Genomic DNA, 15,854 nt, shown 5'->3' with positions numbered 1-15,854 from the left:
TTCTGGGTTAAATAGGCTTTGGCAGGTTCTGCCGCGATACCGCCAAAGATTGTTTTCAGACAAAAGCCTAAGCTGAATCATTCAAAACAATACCTGGCACCCCAAGGTGCCAAAAAGGAGAAAGCATGCTCGAGCTCACCATAGAGCAGATTTCCATGGGCCAGTCGGCTGTGGATAAGTCCGCAGCGCTGCAATTACTGGCCGGGCATCTGGTCGCTGACGGCCTGGTGGCCGACGGTTACCTCGCCGGCCTGCAGGCCCGTGAAGCCCAGGGCTCGACCTTTCTCGGTCAAGGTATTGCCATTCCCCACGGTACGCCACAAACCCGCGATCAGGTATTTACCACCGGTGTGCGGCTGATGCAGTTCCCGGAAGGCGTCGATTGGGGCGACGGGCAGACCGTTTACCTGGCCATTGGTATCGCCGCCAAATCCGACGAACACCTGCGCCTGTTGCAACTGCTGACCCGCGCCCTCGGCGAGACCGATCTGGGGCAGGCCCTGCGACGCGCCAGTTCCGCCGAAGCCTTGCTCAAACTGTTGCAAGGCGCGCCGCAGGAGTTGGCGCTGGATGCGCAGATGATTGGCCTGGGCGTTGCCGCTGAAGATTTCGAAGAGCTGGTCTGGCGCGGTGCGCGATTGCTGCGCCAGGCCGACTGCGTGAGCAACGGTTTTTCGGCGGTGTTGCAACAGGTCGAAGCGCTGCCGCTGGGCGACGGCCTGTGGTGGCTGCACAGCGAACAAACGGTGAAGCGTCCGGGACTGGCCTTCGTCACCCCCGACAGACCGCTGCGCTATCTCGGCCAACCCCTGCACGGATTGTTCTGCCTGGCGAGTCTGGGCGAGGCCCATCAGGCGTTGCTCGAACGCCTGTGCGCCTTGCTGATTGAAGGTCGCGGACATGAATTAGGCCGCGCCACCAGCTGCCGTGCGGTGCTCGAAGTGCTCGGCGGTGAAGTGCCGGCGGATTGGCCAAGTACGCGCATCGCGCTGGCCAACGCCCATGGACTGCATGCGCGCCCGGCGAAGATTCTTGCGCAATTGGCCAAAAGCTTTGACGGCGAGATTCGCGTCCGCATCGTCGATAGTCAGGACAGCGCGGTGTCGGTGAAGAGTTTGAGCAAGTTGCTCAGCCTCGGCGCCCGTCGCGGCCAAGTGCTGGAAATCATCGCCGAGCCAACTATTGCTGCCGATGCCTTGCCAGCGCTGTTGGCCGCGATCGAAGAAGGCCTGGGTGAAGAAGTCGAACCGTTGCCACCGGTGACCCAGCCCCGTGAAGAAATCATCGAAGTGCCTGAAGTGCTGCTGGCGCCGGCCTCCGGCAGCCTGGTGCAGGCCATCGCCGCCGCGCCGGGAATCGCCATCGGCCCGGCGCATATTCAAGTTCTGCAAACCATCGAGTACCCGCTGCGCGGTGAGTCGGCCGCGGTCGAGCGCGAGCGTCTCAAGCAAGCGCTGGCGTCGGTGCGCCATGACATTCAGGGCTTGATCGAACGCAGCAAGGCCAAGGCCATTCGCGAGATCTTCATCACCCATCAGGAAATGCTCGACGATCCCGAACTGACCGATGAAGTCGACAGCCGTCTCAAGCAGGGTGAAAGCGCCGAAGCGGCGTGGATGTCCGTCATCGAAGCCGCGGCCAAACAGCAGGAAGCCTTGCAGGATGCCTTGCTCGCCGAACGCGCTGCCGATTTGCGCGACATTGGCCGGCGTGTGCTGGCGCAACTGTGCGGCATCGTAACCCCGAGCGAGCCGGATCAACCGTACATTCTGGTGATGGATGAAGTCGGCCCGTCCGATGTAGCGCGTCTCGATCCCACCCGCGTGGCCGGCATTCTCACCGCCCGCGGCGGCGCCACGGCCCACAGCGCCATTGTTGCGCGGGCCCTGGGGATTCCGGCACTGGTTGGCGCCGGGCCGGCGGTGCTGTTGCTGGCGCCGGGTACACCGTTGTTGATCGACGGTCAGCGCGGTCGCCTGCACGTGGATGCCGATGCTGCGACCTTGCAACGCGCCACCGCAGAACGCGATACCCGCGAACAGCGTTTGAAGGCCGCCGCCGAACAACGCCATCAACCCGCGTTGACCACCGACGGTCATGCGGTCGAAGTGTTTGCCAATATTGGTGAGAGCGCCGGCGTGACCGGCGCGGTCGAGCAGGGCGCCGAAGGGATTGGCCTGCTGCGCACCGAACTGATTTTCATGGCCCACCCGCAAGCGCCGGACGAGGCGACCCAGGAAGCCGAATACCGCCGTGTTCTCGACGGCCTCGCCGGAAGGCCGCTGGTGGTGCGTACCCTCGATGTCGGCGGTGACAAACCGCTGCCGTATTGGCCGATTGCCAAGGAAGAAAACCCGTTCCTCGGCGTGCGCGGCATTCGCCTGACCCTGCAACGCCCGCAGATCATGGAAGCGCAATTGCGTGCCTTGCTGCGCGCCGCCGACAACCGTCCGTTGCGCATCATGTTTCCCATGGTCGGCAGCGTCGATGAGTGGCGTCAGGCGCGAGACATGACCGAACGCTTGCGCCTGGAAATCCCGGTCGCGGACCTGCAACTGGGGATCATGATCGAAGTGCCGTCGGCGGCATTGCTGGCGCCGGTGCTGGCCAAGGAAGTCGATTTTTTCAGCGTCGGCACCAATGACCTGACGCAGTACACCCTGGCCATCGACCGTGGTCATCCGACGCTTTCCGCCCAGGCCGATGGCTTGCACCCGGCGGTGCTGCAACTGATCGACATCACCGTGCGCGCCGCCCATGCCCACGGTAAGTGGGTCGGCGTGTGCGGCGAATTGGCAGCGGATCCCCTGGCCGCGCCGGTGCTGGTTGGCCTCGGTGTGGATGAACTCAGTGTCGGTGGTCGCAGCATCGCCGAGGTCAAGGCGCGGATTCGCGAACTCAGCCTCGCCCAGTCTCAAATTCTTGCCCGAGAGGCGCTCGCCGTGGGCAGCGCCAATGAAGTGCGCGCATTAGTGGAGGCCCTGTAATGGCCCGGATTCTTACCCTGACCCTCAACCCGGCGCTCGATCTCACGGTCGAGTTGTCGCGCCTGGAGCCTGGTCAGGTCAACCGCAGCGACACCATGCACACCCACGCTGCCGGCAAGGGGGTGAACGTGGCGCAGGTGCTGGCGGACCTCGGGCATCAGCTGACGGTCAGTGGTTTTCTCGGTGAGGACAATCTGCAAGCGTTCGAAACCCTGTTCGCCAAGCGTGGTTTTGTCGATGCGTTCATCCGCGTTCCCGGCGAAACCCGCAGCAATATCAAACTGGCGGAAAGCGACGGTCGCATCACCGACCTCAATGGTCCGGGACCGATGGTCAGCGCGGCAGCGCAGCAGGCGCTGCTCGAACGCCTCGATCAGATTGCGCCGGGGCATGACGCCGTCGTCGTGGCCGGCAGTCTGCCGCAAGGCGTCAGCCCGCAGTGGTTGCAGGCGCTGATCGTGCGCCTGAAAAACCTTGGTTTGAAAGTCGCCCTCGACACCAGCGGCGAAGCATTGCGCGCCGCGCTCAAGGCCGGCCCATGGCTGATCAAGCCCAACAGCGAAGAGCTGGCCGAAGTGCTGGGCAGCGAAGCGGTTTCGGTCCTGGCCCAGGCGCAAGCCGCCAGCCGTTTGCACGCTCAGGGCATCGAGCATGTGGTGATCTCCCACGGCGCCGATGGCGTCAACTGGTTCAGTGTCGGCTCGGCGCTGCATGCCACGCCGCCCAAAGTCAGCGTCGCCAGCACGGTGGGTGCGGGCGATTCGTTGCTGGCCGGCATCCTTCACGGATTGGTCAGTGCCGACACGCCCGAGCAAACCTTGCGCACGGCCACGGCGATTGCCGCAATGGCGGTTACCCAGATCGGTTTCGGAATCAGCGATGCGGCGCACCTGGCGCAGCTCGAACAGGGTGTGCGCGTGCGTCCCCTGACAGAACAATAAGAGGGTTGGTCATGAAGTTAGCCATTGTTACTGCCTGCCCGAACGGCATGGTCACCAGTGTGCTGTGCGCTCGCTTGCTGGATGCCGCGGCCCAGCGTCAGGGTTGGAGCACCAGTGTCGAAGTCAGCGATGCGGCGCATCCCGAACGGCAAATGTCGGCGGCCACGATTGAAGCCGCCGAGTGGGTCTTGTTGGTCACCAGTGCACCGGTGGACATGTCGCGATTCGTGGGCAAACGCGTCTACCAGAGCACCCCGGCCCAGGCCCTGCAAGATGTGGAGTCAGTGCTGCGTCGCGGGGCCGAAGAGGCGCAGGTTTACCTCGCCGCCGAAGCCATCGCCGAACCGGTAGTGACCACGAAAAGTGCGCCGCGCCTGGTCGCGGTCACCGCGTGTCCGACCGGCGTCGCCCACACCTTCATGGCCGCCGAAGCGTTGCAGCAAGCGGCCAAGCGTTTGGGCTATGACCTGCAGGTGGAAACCCAGGGTTCGGTCGGCGCGCGCAACCCGTTGAGCGCGCAGGCCATCGCCGATGCCGATGTGGTGCTGCTGGCGGCGGACATCGAAGTCGCCACCGAGCGTTTCGCCGGTAAGAAGATTTACCGTTGCGGCACCGGCATCGCCCTCAAGCAAGCCGAAGCGACCCTGAACAAAGCCCTCGCCGAGGGCACCCAGGAAAGCGCAGCCAGCGGTGCCAAAGGCCCGGCCAGGCAAGAGAAAAGCGGGGTCTATAAACACCTGCTGACCGGCGTGTCGTTCATGTTGCCGATGGTGGTGGCGGGCGGTTTGATGATCGCCTTGTCATTCGTGTTCGGCATCACCGCGTTCAAGGAAGAGGGCACACTCGCGGCGGCGCTGATGCAAATCGGCGGTGACACGGCGTTCAAACTGATGGTGCCGCTGCTGGCGGGTTACATCGCCTACTCGATTGCCGACCGTCCGGGCCTGGCGCCGGGGATGATCGGCGGACTGTTGGCGAGTACCCTGGGCGCAGGTTTTATTGGCGGGATCATCGCCGGTTTCATTGCCGGTTACGCGGCGCAGGCGATCAATCGTTATGCGCGGTTGCCGCAAAGCCTCGAGGCGTTGAAACCGATTTTGATCATCCCGCTGCTGGCCAGTTTGTTCACCGGTCTGGTGATGATTTACGTCGTCGGCAAACCGGTGGCCGGCATGCTCGCCGGGCTCACGCAATTCCTCGACAGCATGGGTACCACCAACGCGATTCTGCTCGGTGTGTTGCTGGGCGGGATGATGTGCGTCGACCTCGGTGGGCCGATTAACAAGGCTGCCTATGCGTTCTCGGTGGGGCTGTTGGCATCGCAGAGTTATGCGCCGATGGCCGCGACGATGGCCGCCGGCATGGTGCCGCCGATTGGTCTGGGCATTGCCACGCTTATCGCCCGGCGCAAGTTCGCCCAGTCCGAGCGCGAGGCGGGTAAAGCGGCGCTGGTGTTGGGGTTGTGCTTCATCTCCGAAGGGGCGATTCCGTTTGCTGCGAAAGATCCGCTGCGAGTGATTCCGGCGAGCATTGCCGGTGGTGCGCTGACCGGCGCGTTGTCGATGTATTTCGGCTGCAAGTTGATGGCGCCCCACGGTGGTTTGTTCGTGCTGCTGATCCCGAATGCGATCAATCATGCGTTGCTGTATCTGCTGGCGATTGTCGCCGGGAGTCTGTTGACGGCGGTGGTGTATGCGCTGGTGAAGCGACCAGAAGTGGTGGAATTGGCGGTAGAACCCGTGAGCGCGTAATCCTTTGTAGGAGCCGGCTTGCTGGCGATAGCGGTTTTCAGATCGCCATCGCCAGCAAGCCGGCTCCTGCACGGTCGATGTCACATCCAGGTCATGCCTGCGTGTTTTAGTTTTTCCTTTTCCAGGGAGAACACCATGAGCGATTTCAACCTTGGCCGCCGGCGTGTGATGCAAGCCGTCGGCGCCGGGCTGCTGTTGCCGGGGCTGGCGCCAGCGGTCATCGCCTCGGTCAAGGATCGACCGCAACTCACCGATGGCGTGCAGTCCGGCGACCTGCTGGGCGACCGGGCGATTATCTGGAGTCGAAGTGACCGCCCGGCGCGGATGGTGGTGGAATGGGACACTCGCAGTCTGTTTCCCAACCCCCGGCGATTCGTCTCGGCGCTGGCCGATGCCCGCACCGACTTCACCGCCCGTGTCGAACTGACCGGGTTGCCCGCCGATCAGGCCATTTTCTACCGCGTACGATTTGAAGACGCCCAAAGCGGTGTCGCCAGCGAACCGTGGTTCGGCCACTTGCGCAGCGTGCCGCAAACCCGCCGCGATATTCGCTTCGTCTGGAGTGGCGACACCGTCGGCCAAGGCTATGGCATCAATCCCGACATCGGTGGCATGCGTATCTACGAAGCCATGCGCTTGCGCCTGCCGGACTTTTTTATCCACAGCGGCGACACCATCTACGCTGACGGTCCGGTGCCCGCCCAGCTCACCACCGAAAGCGGTCGCGTGTGGCGCAACATCACCACCGAAGCCAAGAGCAAAGTCGCCGAAACGCTGGACGATTATCGCGGCAATTACCGCTACAACCTGATGGACGAAAACATCCGTCGCTTCAACGCCGAAGTACCGCAGATCTGGCAGTGGGACGACCACGAAGTGGTGAACAACTGGTCGCCGGGCAAGCAACTGGATGAGCGTTACAAGAGCAAAGATATTCACAGCCTGGTGGGCCGCGCGCGTCAGGCCTGGCTCGAATATGCACCGATGCGTTTGCAGAGCGCCGATGGCGGCGGGCGGATTTATCGCCAGCTCAGTTACGGGCCGTTGCTCGATGTGTTCGTGCTCGACATGCGCAGCTATCGCGAGGCCAATGATGACAACCTCGGCAGCGCAAAGCCGTTCCTCGGACGTGAACAACTGGACTGGCTGAAGGCGTCGCTCAAAGCCTCCAGGGCCCAGTGGAAAATCATCGCCGCCGACATGCCCATCGGTCTCGGCGTGCCCGATGGCGAGGTCAGCCCCGGTGTTACACGCTGGGAGGCGGTGGCCAATGGCGATCCGGGACCGGCCCAGGGACGCGAGCTGGAAATCGCCGAGCTGCTGGGCTTTCTGCGGGCGCAGCAGGTGCGCAACTTCGTCTGGCTGACGGCGGATGTGCACTATTGCGCGGTCCACCATTACCATCCGGAGCGTGCCGCGTTTCAGGACTTCGAACCGTTTTGGGAATTCGTCGCCGGGCCGTTGAACGCCGGGAGCTACGGGCCCAATCCGCTGGATAAAACGTTCGGCCCGCAAGTGGTGTTCCAGAAGGCACCGCCCGCGCAGAACACGTCACCGTTTGCCGGGTTTCAGTTTTTTGGTGAGGTGAATATCGAGGGGCAGAGCGGGGAGTTAAGCGTGGTGTTGCGGGATCTGGATGGGGTGGCGGTGTTTGAGCAAAAACTGCAGCCGGTTTGACCCGACGACACAGCCCCTTGTGGGAGCGAGCTTGCTCGCTCCCACAGGTTTTTTTGGTGGATCAGTAAACGTCGCGGCGGTAGCGGCCTTGTTCGATCAGGCGCTGCACTTCGGCAGCACCCAGCACATCGTTGAGCACTTGATCCACTCCGGACGCCATGCCCTGCAAGCTGCCGCAAATGTAGATCACAGCGCCATCCGCGAGCCATTTCTTCAGCTCACTGGCTGACTCGCGCAGGCGATCCTGCACGTAGATCTTCTCGGTCTGATCCCGCGAGAACGCAAGGTCCAGACGCTGCAAGTCACCGCAGGTCAACCACTCTTCCAGCTCATCGCGGCACAGGTAATCGTGTTCCCGATTGCGCTCGCCGAACAGCAGCCACTGGCGTTGCTGCCCATCGGCTATCCGCGCCTTGAGCAAGCTGCGCAATCCGGCCAGACCGGTGCCGTTGCCGAGCAGAATCATTGGCACCGGTTCGTCCGGCAGATGGAAGCCGCTGTTGCGACGGACCCGCAGGCTGATGCTGCCGCCAACCGGCGCGTGTTCGGTGAGCCAGCCGGAACCGACGCCGAGGCTGCCATCGGCATGCAGTTCCTGGCGCACGATCAATTCCAGAATGCCGTCGGCCGCAATCGAAGCAATCGAGTATTCGCGCATGGCCAGCGGCACGAGGGCATCGACCAAGGCTTGTGCGTGCAGGCCCACCAGGTGGCTGCGGTTTTCCGGCAGTTGACGGCTGGCGAGGGCTTGCTCCAGAGGTTGCGAGAGACCTTCGTGTTCAATCGTGGCGCGACCGTCGATCCCCAGGCCATCGAGGAAGTGCTCGATCGCCCAAGGGCAGTTGCGCGGCAACACTTCCACCAGGTCACCGGCCAGCCAACTGCTACTGGTGGGCGCGGTCAGGCCAAGCAAATAGACGGGCGAACCGCTGCTGTCCGGGTTGAGCTGCTCGCGGCGGGTCAGGGTCCAGTTGTCGTAGCTCGGTGCTTGCCAGGTGTCCACCGGCGCCTGACCGGTCAACAGGCCAAGTTGCTGCTGCCAGTGACGCAAGGCGTAAGGGTCGCCGCTGTCGACCTCCACAGGGGCGAACAGGGTCTTGCCGCCGTGTTCACCGAGCCAGTTGTGCAGGCGCCGGGCGAAACCACAGAAGTGTTGATATTGGCGGTCACCGAGACCGAGGACGGCGTAGTTCATGCTTTCCAGGCTCAAGCTGCGGCCCAGTAGCTTGCGTTCAAAACCGCGGGCGCTGTCTGGCGCTTCGCCGTCGCCGAAGGTGCTGACCACGAACAGCGCGTTGCTCGAGTCACGCAGGTCCTGCTCGCTGACATCCGCCAGCGGCTGGACCTTGACCGGCAGGCCGGCAGCCTGCAATTGGCCGGCGGTTTGCCACGCCAGTTGCTCGGCAAAGCCGCTCTGACTGGCGAAACCGATCAGCCATGCCGACGCGTCGCTGCCCGGTTGCGCGAGGCCTTTGCGGGCGTCCTTGATCTGGCGTTTCTTGCGTCGACGATCGAGGTACAACATCCAGCCCGTGATGAAGAACAGCGGCATGGTCAGCGCGGTGATCGTCAGGATGATTCGCCCGCCGATGCCAAAGTAACTGCCGACGTGCAGCGCGTAGATGCTGGTCAGCAACTGCGCCTTGAAGCTCTTGTCGCTGTAGCGGTCGTGACGCTTGATCACACCGGTGACCGGATCGAGGGTGATCTGGTTCAGAGCCCGGTCGTGGGGCGAGTCTTTGAGCAGGTAGAAAACGGTCGCCGGTTGTCCGGCCACCGGAGGCATGCGGGTGTTATAGAAACTCAGGCCGGGACCGGCCGCGCTGTAGATGCTGCTCCACATGGCCGAGTAATCGGCCGTTGGCGCCGGGCCGCTTGGGGCCGGGCCGCGACCACCGCGAACGCGTTCGTTCTGCGGTGAGTCGGAGAGCAATTGGTTCAGGCCCTTGTTGTACCACTCGTAGGACCAGGACAACCCGGTCAGCGCCGACAAGAGATAAAACACCAGGCACCAGGTTCCGGCGACCGAGTGCAGGTCCCAGTTGAAGCTGCGACCTTTTTTCTTCCAGTCGAGGGTCAGCCAGGCGCGCCAGCTTTTCCATTGGCGCGGCCAGCGCAGATAGAGGCCGGACAGGCAGAAGAACACCAGGATCAGGGTGCAGGCGCCGGTGATTTGCCGACCGGTATCGCCCATGGCGAGGAAGCGGTGCAGTTGCAGCATCAGGCCGAAGAATTGCTGGCCGCTAGCGTTACCCAACAGTTCGCCGGTGTACGGGTCGAAGAAACGCATGGGGCCGCGACGCTCACCCGGTGCCGGGGTGAAGAAGGCTTTTGCGGCGATGTCGCTGTCGATGTCGACCGAGAGCATCGCAACTTTCAGGCTCGTGGCCGCTTCGATTTTTTCTACCAGTTCAGCAGGCGGCAGCACCCCGGCGACCTGTTTCTGCACCTGCAACACAGACGGGTTCAACGCGTACAGGATCTCATCCTGAAACGACACCGTCGCCCCGGTGATGCCCATCAGGGCCAGGACCAGTCCGGCGCTGATGCCAAAAAACCAGTGCAACTGGAACAGGGTTTTCTTCAACACGTCGCTCGCCTTGTTCGTTCAAAAATGGTCATCACGGCGCGCATTATGCCGTGGGTTGTCGAGAAACATTCCTTTTACACACAAAAGCTGTGGGAGCGAGCTTGCTCGCGATGGCGGCCTTACAGTCAACCTACATGTTGAATGTTATGGCCCCATCGCGAGCAAGCTCGCTCCCACAGGGATTGCGCTGTTGTGCAATCAGAAGTGGAAGTTGGTGCTCAGCAAAGCAGTACGGCCCGCCGCCTGGTTGGCAAAGTGAGTCGAGAAGGCCTTGTCGTAATAGGTTTCGTCGGTCAGGTTCTGCACGTTCAATTGCAGGTCGATGTTTTTGGTCAGCTTGTAGGCGGCCATTGCATCGTAGCGAACGTAGGAATCAACCATGGTGGTGTTGGCCGCGCTGCCGAAGACGTCGTCGACATAGAACGCGCCGCCGCCGATGGTCAGCTTCGGTGTGACCTGGTAGGTCGTCCACAGGCTGGCGCTGTTCTTCGGGGTGTTCGGCAGTTCGTTGCCATTGTTGGCTCGGTTGGCCGGCAAGTCGCCGCCATCCACCTGTTCGCTGTCCATGTAGGCGTAACCGGCGAACACCTGCCATTGGTCGGTGAGCTTGCCGGTGGCCGACAGTTCGAAACCTTGAACGCGGGTTTTACCGACGTTTTCGTAAGTGGTGGTGTTGGTTTGCACGCGAGCGTTGTCTTTCTCGGTGCGGAAGATGTCTGCCGTCAACGACAGACGATCATTCAACAGATCCCACTTGGTGCCGATTTCGTAGTTCTTGGTGGTTTCCGGCTCCATGTCGCTGCTCAACAAGTTGCCGCTGCGATCCGGGGTGCCGCCCAGCGGGTTGCCGTCCTGGCCTTCGCCGAGGGTAGCGCCCGGTGGCGTTGCCGAGGTTGCGTAGGACGCATAGATGCTGCCGTTTTCTGCCGGCTTGTAGACCACGCCGAACTGACCGGTCACGAACTCGCTGACATCATCGCCTTTGGCGGTGGTGGTGCCGGCCGCGTTGTAGGTTTTGTAGTCGGTGTCGAAATGGTCGTAGCGCAGGCCCATGTTCACCAGCCACTGCTCGGACAGCGTCAGGGTGTCGAACACGTAGAGCGCGTAGGTTTTACCCGTGGTGTCGGTGCCGGCATAGTTGCGCGAGATGGCGCCGTTCCATGGGTCGCCCGGGTTCGGGTTGGACAGCGAGGTGCAGTTGTAATTGCTCGCAGCGCCGATCAGTGCAGGCGAGCAGTTGGTGCCCGATGGATTGGTCGGGGTCGTTGGGGTCAGCGGCGTGGTGTCGGTGTTGACGTTGTACGAGGATTTCTGGCTTTCCTCGCGACTCAACTCGATACCGGTGGCGAAGCTGTTCTTGAAGCCGGCGATGTACACGTCACCAAACAGGTCGGTCTGGTTGGTGGTGGTCTCGGTGTTGCTGACGCGGGTGTTGGCCCGGCGCCATACGCTGCCATTGTTGACGTTGCCCTTGCTGTCGTCCGGCTGGGTCAGGATGTAGTCCTGCATGCTGGAGCCGTGACGCAGGGTGTTCTTCACGGTCAACGCGTCGTTCAGGTCGTGCTCGATGGAGATGGTCGCGGTGTCGGTGCGGCCCTTGCGGAAGTCGCGGCCGTCGAGACCATAGAAGTTGCTGCTGTCGCCGCCATCCTCAGGCTTGTCCGGGTTGGACTTGGTACGGGCAGCGGAGCCAGCGGTCGGGATCGAGTAGGGAATGCCCGAGTCCGGCGTGTCGTTGCTTTCGAGATGGTAGTAGTCGAGGTTGACCCGGGTGTCGGTGCCCAGGCCGAAGGCCAGCGACGGTGCCACGCCCCAGCGGTCGTAATCGACGCTGTCACGGCCGGCGACGTTGCTTTCGTGGCTCATCAGGTTCAGACGGCCGGCGACGGTGTCGGAAAACTGATAGTTGCCGTCCATGGTGTAACGCTGGGTCTGGTCGGAACCCCAGGTGAAACCACCGTCGAACGAGTTGCCCAGGTGCGCTTTCTTGCTCACCAGGTTGATGCTGCCGCCAGCCGCGCCACGGCCGCCGATGGCCGAGTTCGGGCCTTTGCTGACTTCGATCGATTCTACGGCGAAGATCTCGCGGCTCTGCGAACCGGTGTCGCGCACGCCGTCGAGGTACGTGTCGCCCTGGGCATCGAAACCGCGAATGAACGGACGGTCGCCCTGCGGGTTGCCGCCTTCACCGGCACCGAAGGTGATGCCTGGAACGGTGCGCAGCGCATCCTGCATGTTCAGGGCGCCGGTGTCCTTGAGGACTTGTTGCGGGATGACCGTAACCGAGCGTGGGGTGTCGACCAGCGGTGCGGTGTACTTGGGAGAGGACGCTTTTTCGACGTTGTAGGTCGTCTCGTCCTGGGCTTCACCGGTAATGGCGGTGGCACCGAGGGAGATCGTGTTGCCCGGCGCTTTCTCGTCGGTCTTTTCAGCCGCGAAAACCATGTGGCCAGCGGAGCCGGCAGTGATCGCCACGCCAATTGCAGAAGCGAGCAAACGCGGTGAACTGACGGGTAATTGTGCTTGTTGACGTGACATTTTTATTCCCCTCCCCAAGGATTTGAGGCGGCGGAATATAGGGTAAACACGTATTCGTATCAATTGCGAAACATTACTATTCGCACTGAATTTACATTCTTTACAATTTAGCCTTACGGTTTTTACTGTTTCGTTCGTCTGGCGGGTTTTACATGGGCAATAAGAATCAATATCATTGCCATCCTTTTGCCTCCAGGTGTCTTCACCATGTTGCTGCACATTCCCGGCCTGTTCGAAAAAGAAGAAGTGCAGCGCATTCGCGAGGCTCTGGAACAGGCTGATTGGGCCGACGGCAAGATCACCGCCGGTTATCAATCGGCCAAGGCCAAGCACAATTTGCAGTTGCCGGAAGGCCATCCGCTGGCCAAGGAAATTGGCGCGGCCATGCTCGAACGGCTGTGGAAGAATCCGCTGTTCATGTCAGCGGCATTGCCGCACAAGGTGTTTCCTCCGTTGCTGAACTGTTACACGGCCGGTGGCAGTTTCGATTTCCACATCGACAACGCCGTGCGCCAGCCCAAGGGCAGCATTGAACGGGTGCGCACTGACCTGTCGGCCACGCTGTTCTTCAGCGAGCCCGAGGATTACGACGGCGGCGAGCTGGAAATCCAGGACACCTACGGCACCCAGCGTGTGAAGTTGCCCGCCGGCGATATGGTCTTGTACCCAGGCACCAGCCTGCACAAGGTCAACGCGGTAACTCGCGGCACGCGCTATGCCTCGTTCTTCTGGACGCAGAGCCTGGTGCGTGAAGACAGTCAGCGGGCGCTGCTGTTCGAGATGGACGGGGCGATCCGGCAACTGACCCAGGATGTGCCCGATCACCCGTCGCTGATCCGCCTGACCGGCACTTATCACAACCTGTTGCGCCGCTGGGTCGAGGTATGAGTTTTCAATTGCGTCGTGAGGAAGTCCTCGACGGTGATGCGCTTAAATCCATGCTCGAAGAAAGCCCGGCCCGTGCCGCCCAGGCCATTCTGATGGCCGCCCGTGAAGACGTCCTCGATGCCCAGGCGCTGCTCGGGCAGATTCTGCTGGACGGGCAGGGCATCGCTCAGGATCAGCCGCTGGCCGTGCGCTGGTTCGACATCGCCGCCCGGCGCGGGCATTTGATGGCGCGCAACATGCTCGGCCGTTGTCATGAGCATGGTTGGGGATGCCCAGCGGATGCCGCTGTTGCCGCCGTGCACTATCGTCAGGCTGCTGAAGCCGGGCTGGATTGGGCGATGTATAACTTCGCCAACCTGCTGGCGACCGGGCGTGGGGTGGTTGAGGATCAGTTGCAAGCGCTGAATCTTTATCGCCGCGCGGCTGAACTGGGCCATGCGAAATCGATGAACCTGCTGGGGCGATATCTGGAAGAGGGACAGGTCTGCCCGAAGGATTTGAAAGCCGCGCATGACTGGTATCGACGCTCGGCCGAGGGCGGGGATTTTCGCGGACAGTTCAGCTTTGCAGCTGTATTGGCTGATCAAGGGAATATCGACGAGGCATTGCAATGGCTGCGCAGGGCGCTGACCGGCGGCAATCTGAATTTCCTGCGGGTCGCGAGTAAAGCGTTGTTAAACGCAACCGATCCGCAAATTCGCGCGTTGGCACCGGCGTACGCCCAACGCCTCGCCGAACTCGAACAAGTATTCACACCTCTGTAGGAGCCGGCTTGCTGGCGATCCAGGCACCGCGGTTAATCAGACGTTAATCGCCAGCAAGCCGGCTCCTGCAGAACACCCACAAAAAAGCCCATGACGCGTCATGGGCTTTTTGATTTCTGCGTGACGTAATTACACGTAGAACGACTTCAGCGGCGGGAAGCCATTGAACTCGACGGCGCTGTAGCTGGTGGTGTACGCACCGGTCGACAGCCAGTACAGGCGATCACCGATGGCCAGGTTCAGCGGCAGGCCGTACTTGTAGTTTTCGTACATGATGTCGGCGCTGTCGCAGGTCGGGCCGGCGATCACGACTTCTTCCATCTCGCCTTTCTTCTCGGTCCAGATCGGGAACTTGATGGCTTCGTCCATGGTTTCGATCAGGCCGGAGAACTTGCCCACATCCGTGTACACCCAACGCTCGACGGCGGTACGGGATTTACGCGCGACCAGCACCACTTCGCTGACCAGGATGCCGGCGTTGGCGATTAGCGAACGGCCCGGCTCGAGGATGATTTCCGGCAGATCGTCACCGAAGTCTTCCTTGAGGAAGCGGATGATTTCTTCAGCGTAGGTTTCCAGGCTGTTGGTGCGGGTGATGTAGTTGGCCGGGAAGCCGCCGCCCATGTTGATCAGCTTCAGGTGAATGCCGTCTTCTTCTTTCAGACGTTCGAAAATTACTTTGACCTTGGCGATCGCCGCGTCCCAGACGCTGATGTCGCGCTGCTGCGAACCCACGTGGAACGAGATGCCGTAAGGCACCAGGCCCAGGTCACGGGCGAGGATCAGCAGGTCCATGGCCATGTCGGTCTGGCAACCGAATTTGCGCGACAACGGCCAGTCGGCAGTGGTCGAGCCTTCGGTCAGGATGCGTACGTAGACTTTCGAACCCGGTGCAGCCTTGGCGATGTTGCGCAAGTCGGCTTCGGAGTCGGTGGCGAACAGGCGCACGCCCTTCTCGTAGAAGTAGCGGATGTCCTTGGATTTCTTGATGGTGTTGCCGTAGCTGATCTGGTCGGCGCTGACGCCGCGGCTCAGCACTTTGTCCAGCTCGTAGATCGAGGCGATGTCGAAGCTCGAGCCTTTCTCTTTGAGCAGGTCGATGATTTCCACGGCCGGGTTGGCCTTGACCGCGTAGTAGACCTTGGCGAATTCGAAACCGGCGCGCAGGTCGTCATAGGCCTGGCTGATCATCGCGGTGTCGATCACCACGAACGGGGTTTCTTGCTTGTCGGCGAACGCCTTCATTTTCTGAAAGGTTTCGCGCGCGAAATAGTCTTCGACCTGGATCGACATGCTGGGAACTCCTACTGGCAAACTAAATTAATCAATGGGTGCAAATGAACGTCCTCCGTATCCCCACTTTGGTTCGCCTACTTCCCAAGGCATGTCGCCGAAAGCAAAAAGGCCATGGGAAGCGCTGCTTTCCCTTGGCCTTGCTGTCTCGTCGTCAGTACTTGAGCCGGATGGATCGTTTCCAGCATGGACGTTCGGCGCGAACTTTAGGGCGTGAGGGGCTTGAGATCAACAAAAAATGTCGCGTTTTTGCACGCTTCCGTCGTGCGGTCCCTGACAGCTACTGATGTAACCGACCTGCATGACAGTGTGATGTTCCCCGGATGGAGAGTTTTGGCGGGATTTGTATTGCCTTTGTGGCGAGGGAGCTTGCTCCCGCTGGGCCGCGCAGCGGCCCCGAATTTGCGGCTGCTGCGCAACCGAGC

At 61.6% G+C, this 15,854-nt stretch carries 9 protein-coding genes; 6 read left to right on the top strand and 3 right to left on the bottom strand.

Going from position 1 to position 15,854, the window contains the following annotated elements:
* Positions 1-125 precede the first annotated feature (125 nt).
* From ptsP to KHO07_RS24950, 4 genes are all read left to right on the top strand, one after another.
* Positions 126-2,987 (top strand): phosphoenolpyruvate--protein phosphotransferase, encoded by a 2,862-nt coding sequence (ptsP, locus tag KHO07_RS24965; protein WP_212625813.1) that lies wholly within the window; start codon positions 126-128, stop codon positions 2,985-2,987.
* Positions 2,987-3,928 (top strand): 1-phosphofructokinase, encoded by a 942-nt coding sequence (gene pfkB / locus KHO07_RS24960; protein ID WP_212625812.1) that lies wholly within the window; start codon positions 2,987-2,989, stop codon positions 3,926-3,928. Before ptsP ends, pfkB begins: the two co-directional genes overlap by 1 nt.
* 11 nt (positions 3,929-3,939) lie before the next feature.
* Positions 3,940-5,679 carry a PTS fructose-like transporter subunit IIB gene (locus tag KHO07_RS24955; RefSeq protein ID WP_212625811.1) on the top strand — a complete coding sequence of 580 codons (1,740 nt, stop codon included), beginning with the start codon at positions 3,940-3,942 and terminating at the stop codon, positions 5,677-5,679.
* A 135-nt stretch (positions 5,680-5,814) separates the two neighbouring features.
* Entirely contained in the window at positions 5,815-7,356 is a 1,542-nt protein-coding gene (locus tag KHO07_RS24950; RefSeq protein WP_212625810.1) for an alkaline phosphatase D family protein, read from the top strand.
* A 61-nt stretch (positions 7,357-7,417) separates the two neighbouring features.
* On the opposite strand, the gene KHO07_RS24945 is transcribed toward KHO07_RS24950, so the two are convergent.
* Together KHO07_RS24945 and KHO07_RS24940 are read right to left on the bottom strand one after the other, a co-directional pair.
* Positions 7,418-9,946 (bottom strand): sulfite reductase flavoprotein subunit alpha, encoded by a 2,529-nt coding sequence (locus KHO07_RS24945; RefSeq protein WP_212625809.1) that lies wholly within the window; start codon positions 9,944-9,946, stop codon positions 7,418-7,420.
* Positions 9,947-10,144: 198 nt separating this feature from the next.
* On the bottom strand, positions 10,145-12,484 hold the full coding sequence (locus KHO07_RS24940) for a TonB-dependent siderophore receptor (protein WP_212625808.1): 2,340 nt from the start codon (positions 12,482-12,484) through the stop codon (positions 10,145-10,147).
* A 207-nt stretch (positions 12,485-12,691) separates the two neighbouring features.
* Between KHO07_RS24940 and KHO07_RS24935 the strand changes: the two genes are divergently transcribed.
* Both KHO07_RS24935 and KHO07_RS24930 read left to right on the top strand, forming a co-directional pair.
* Positions 12,692-13,372, top strand: a complete 681-nt coding sequence (locus tag KHO07_RS24935) for a Fe2+-dependent dioxygenase (RefSeq protein WP_212625807.1) — start codon at positions 12,692-12,694, stop codon at positions 13,370-13,372.
* Entirely contained in the window at positions 13,369-14,136 is a 768-nt protein-coding gene (locus KHO07_RS24930; RefSeq protein WP_212625806.1) for a tetratricopeptide repeat protein, read from the top strand. Before KHO07_RS24935 ends, KHO07_RS24930 begins: the two co-directional genes overlap by 4 nt.
* 129 nt (positions 14,137-14,265) lie before the next feature.
* Here KHO07_RS24930 and KHO07_RS24925 read toward each other — a convergent pair whose 3' ends face one another.
* Positions 14,266-15,429 carry a type III PLP-dependent enzyme gene (locus tag KHO07_RS24925; protein ID WP_150705525.1) on the bottom strand — a complete coding sequence of 388 codons (1,164 nt, stop codon included), beginning with the start codon at positions 15,427-15,429 and terminating at the stop codon, positions 14,266-14,268.
* Between the last annotated feature and the right edge of the window lie 425 nt (positions 15,430-15,854).

Origin of the sequence: Pseudomonas sp. PP3, from assembly GCF_905336995.1 — a bacterium.
In the GTDB taxonomy this organism is placed as follows: domain Bacteria; phylum Pseudomonadota; class Gammaproteobacteria; order Pseudomonadales; family Pseudomonadaceae; genus Aquipseudomonas; species Aquipseudomonas reinekei.
Note: the sequence above shows the minus strand (reverse complement) of the source record. Positions and strands in the feature narration are given on the sequence as shown.

Coding starts and splice junctions, on each gene's coding strand:
- ptsP (WP_212625813.1), top strand. CDS start 126: ATGCTCGAGCTCACCATAGAGCAGATTTCCATGGGCCAGTCGGCTGTG.
- pfkB (WP_212625812.1), top strand. CDS start 2,987: ATGGCCCGGATTCTTACCCTGACCCTCAACCCGGCGCTCGATCTCACG.
- KHO07_RS24955 (WP_212625811.1), top strand. CDS start 3,940: ATGAAGTTAGCCATTGTTACTGCCTGCCCGAACGGCATGGTCACCAGT.
- KHO07_RS24950 (WP_212625810.1), top strand. CDS start 5,815: ATGAGCGATTTCAACCTTGGCCGCCGGCGTGTGATGCAAGCCGTCGGC.
- KHO07_RS24940 (WP_212625808.1), bottom strand. CDS start 12,484: ATGTCACGTCAACAAGCACAATTACCCGTCAGTTCACCGCGTTTGCTC.
- KHO07_RS24935 (WP_212625807.1), top strand. CDS start 12,692: ATGTTGCTGCACATTCCCGGCCTGTTCGAAAAAGAAGAAGTGCAGCGC.
- KHO07_RS24930 (WP_212625806.1), top strand. CDS start 13,369: ATGAGTTTTCAATTGCGTCGTGAGGAAGTCCTCGACGGTGATGCGCTT.
- KHO07_RS24925 (WP_150705525.1), bottom strand. CDS start 15,429: ATGTCGATCCAGGTCGAAGACTATTTCGCGCGCGAAACCTTTCAGAAA.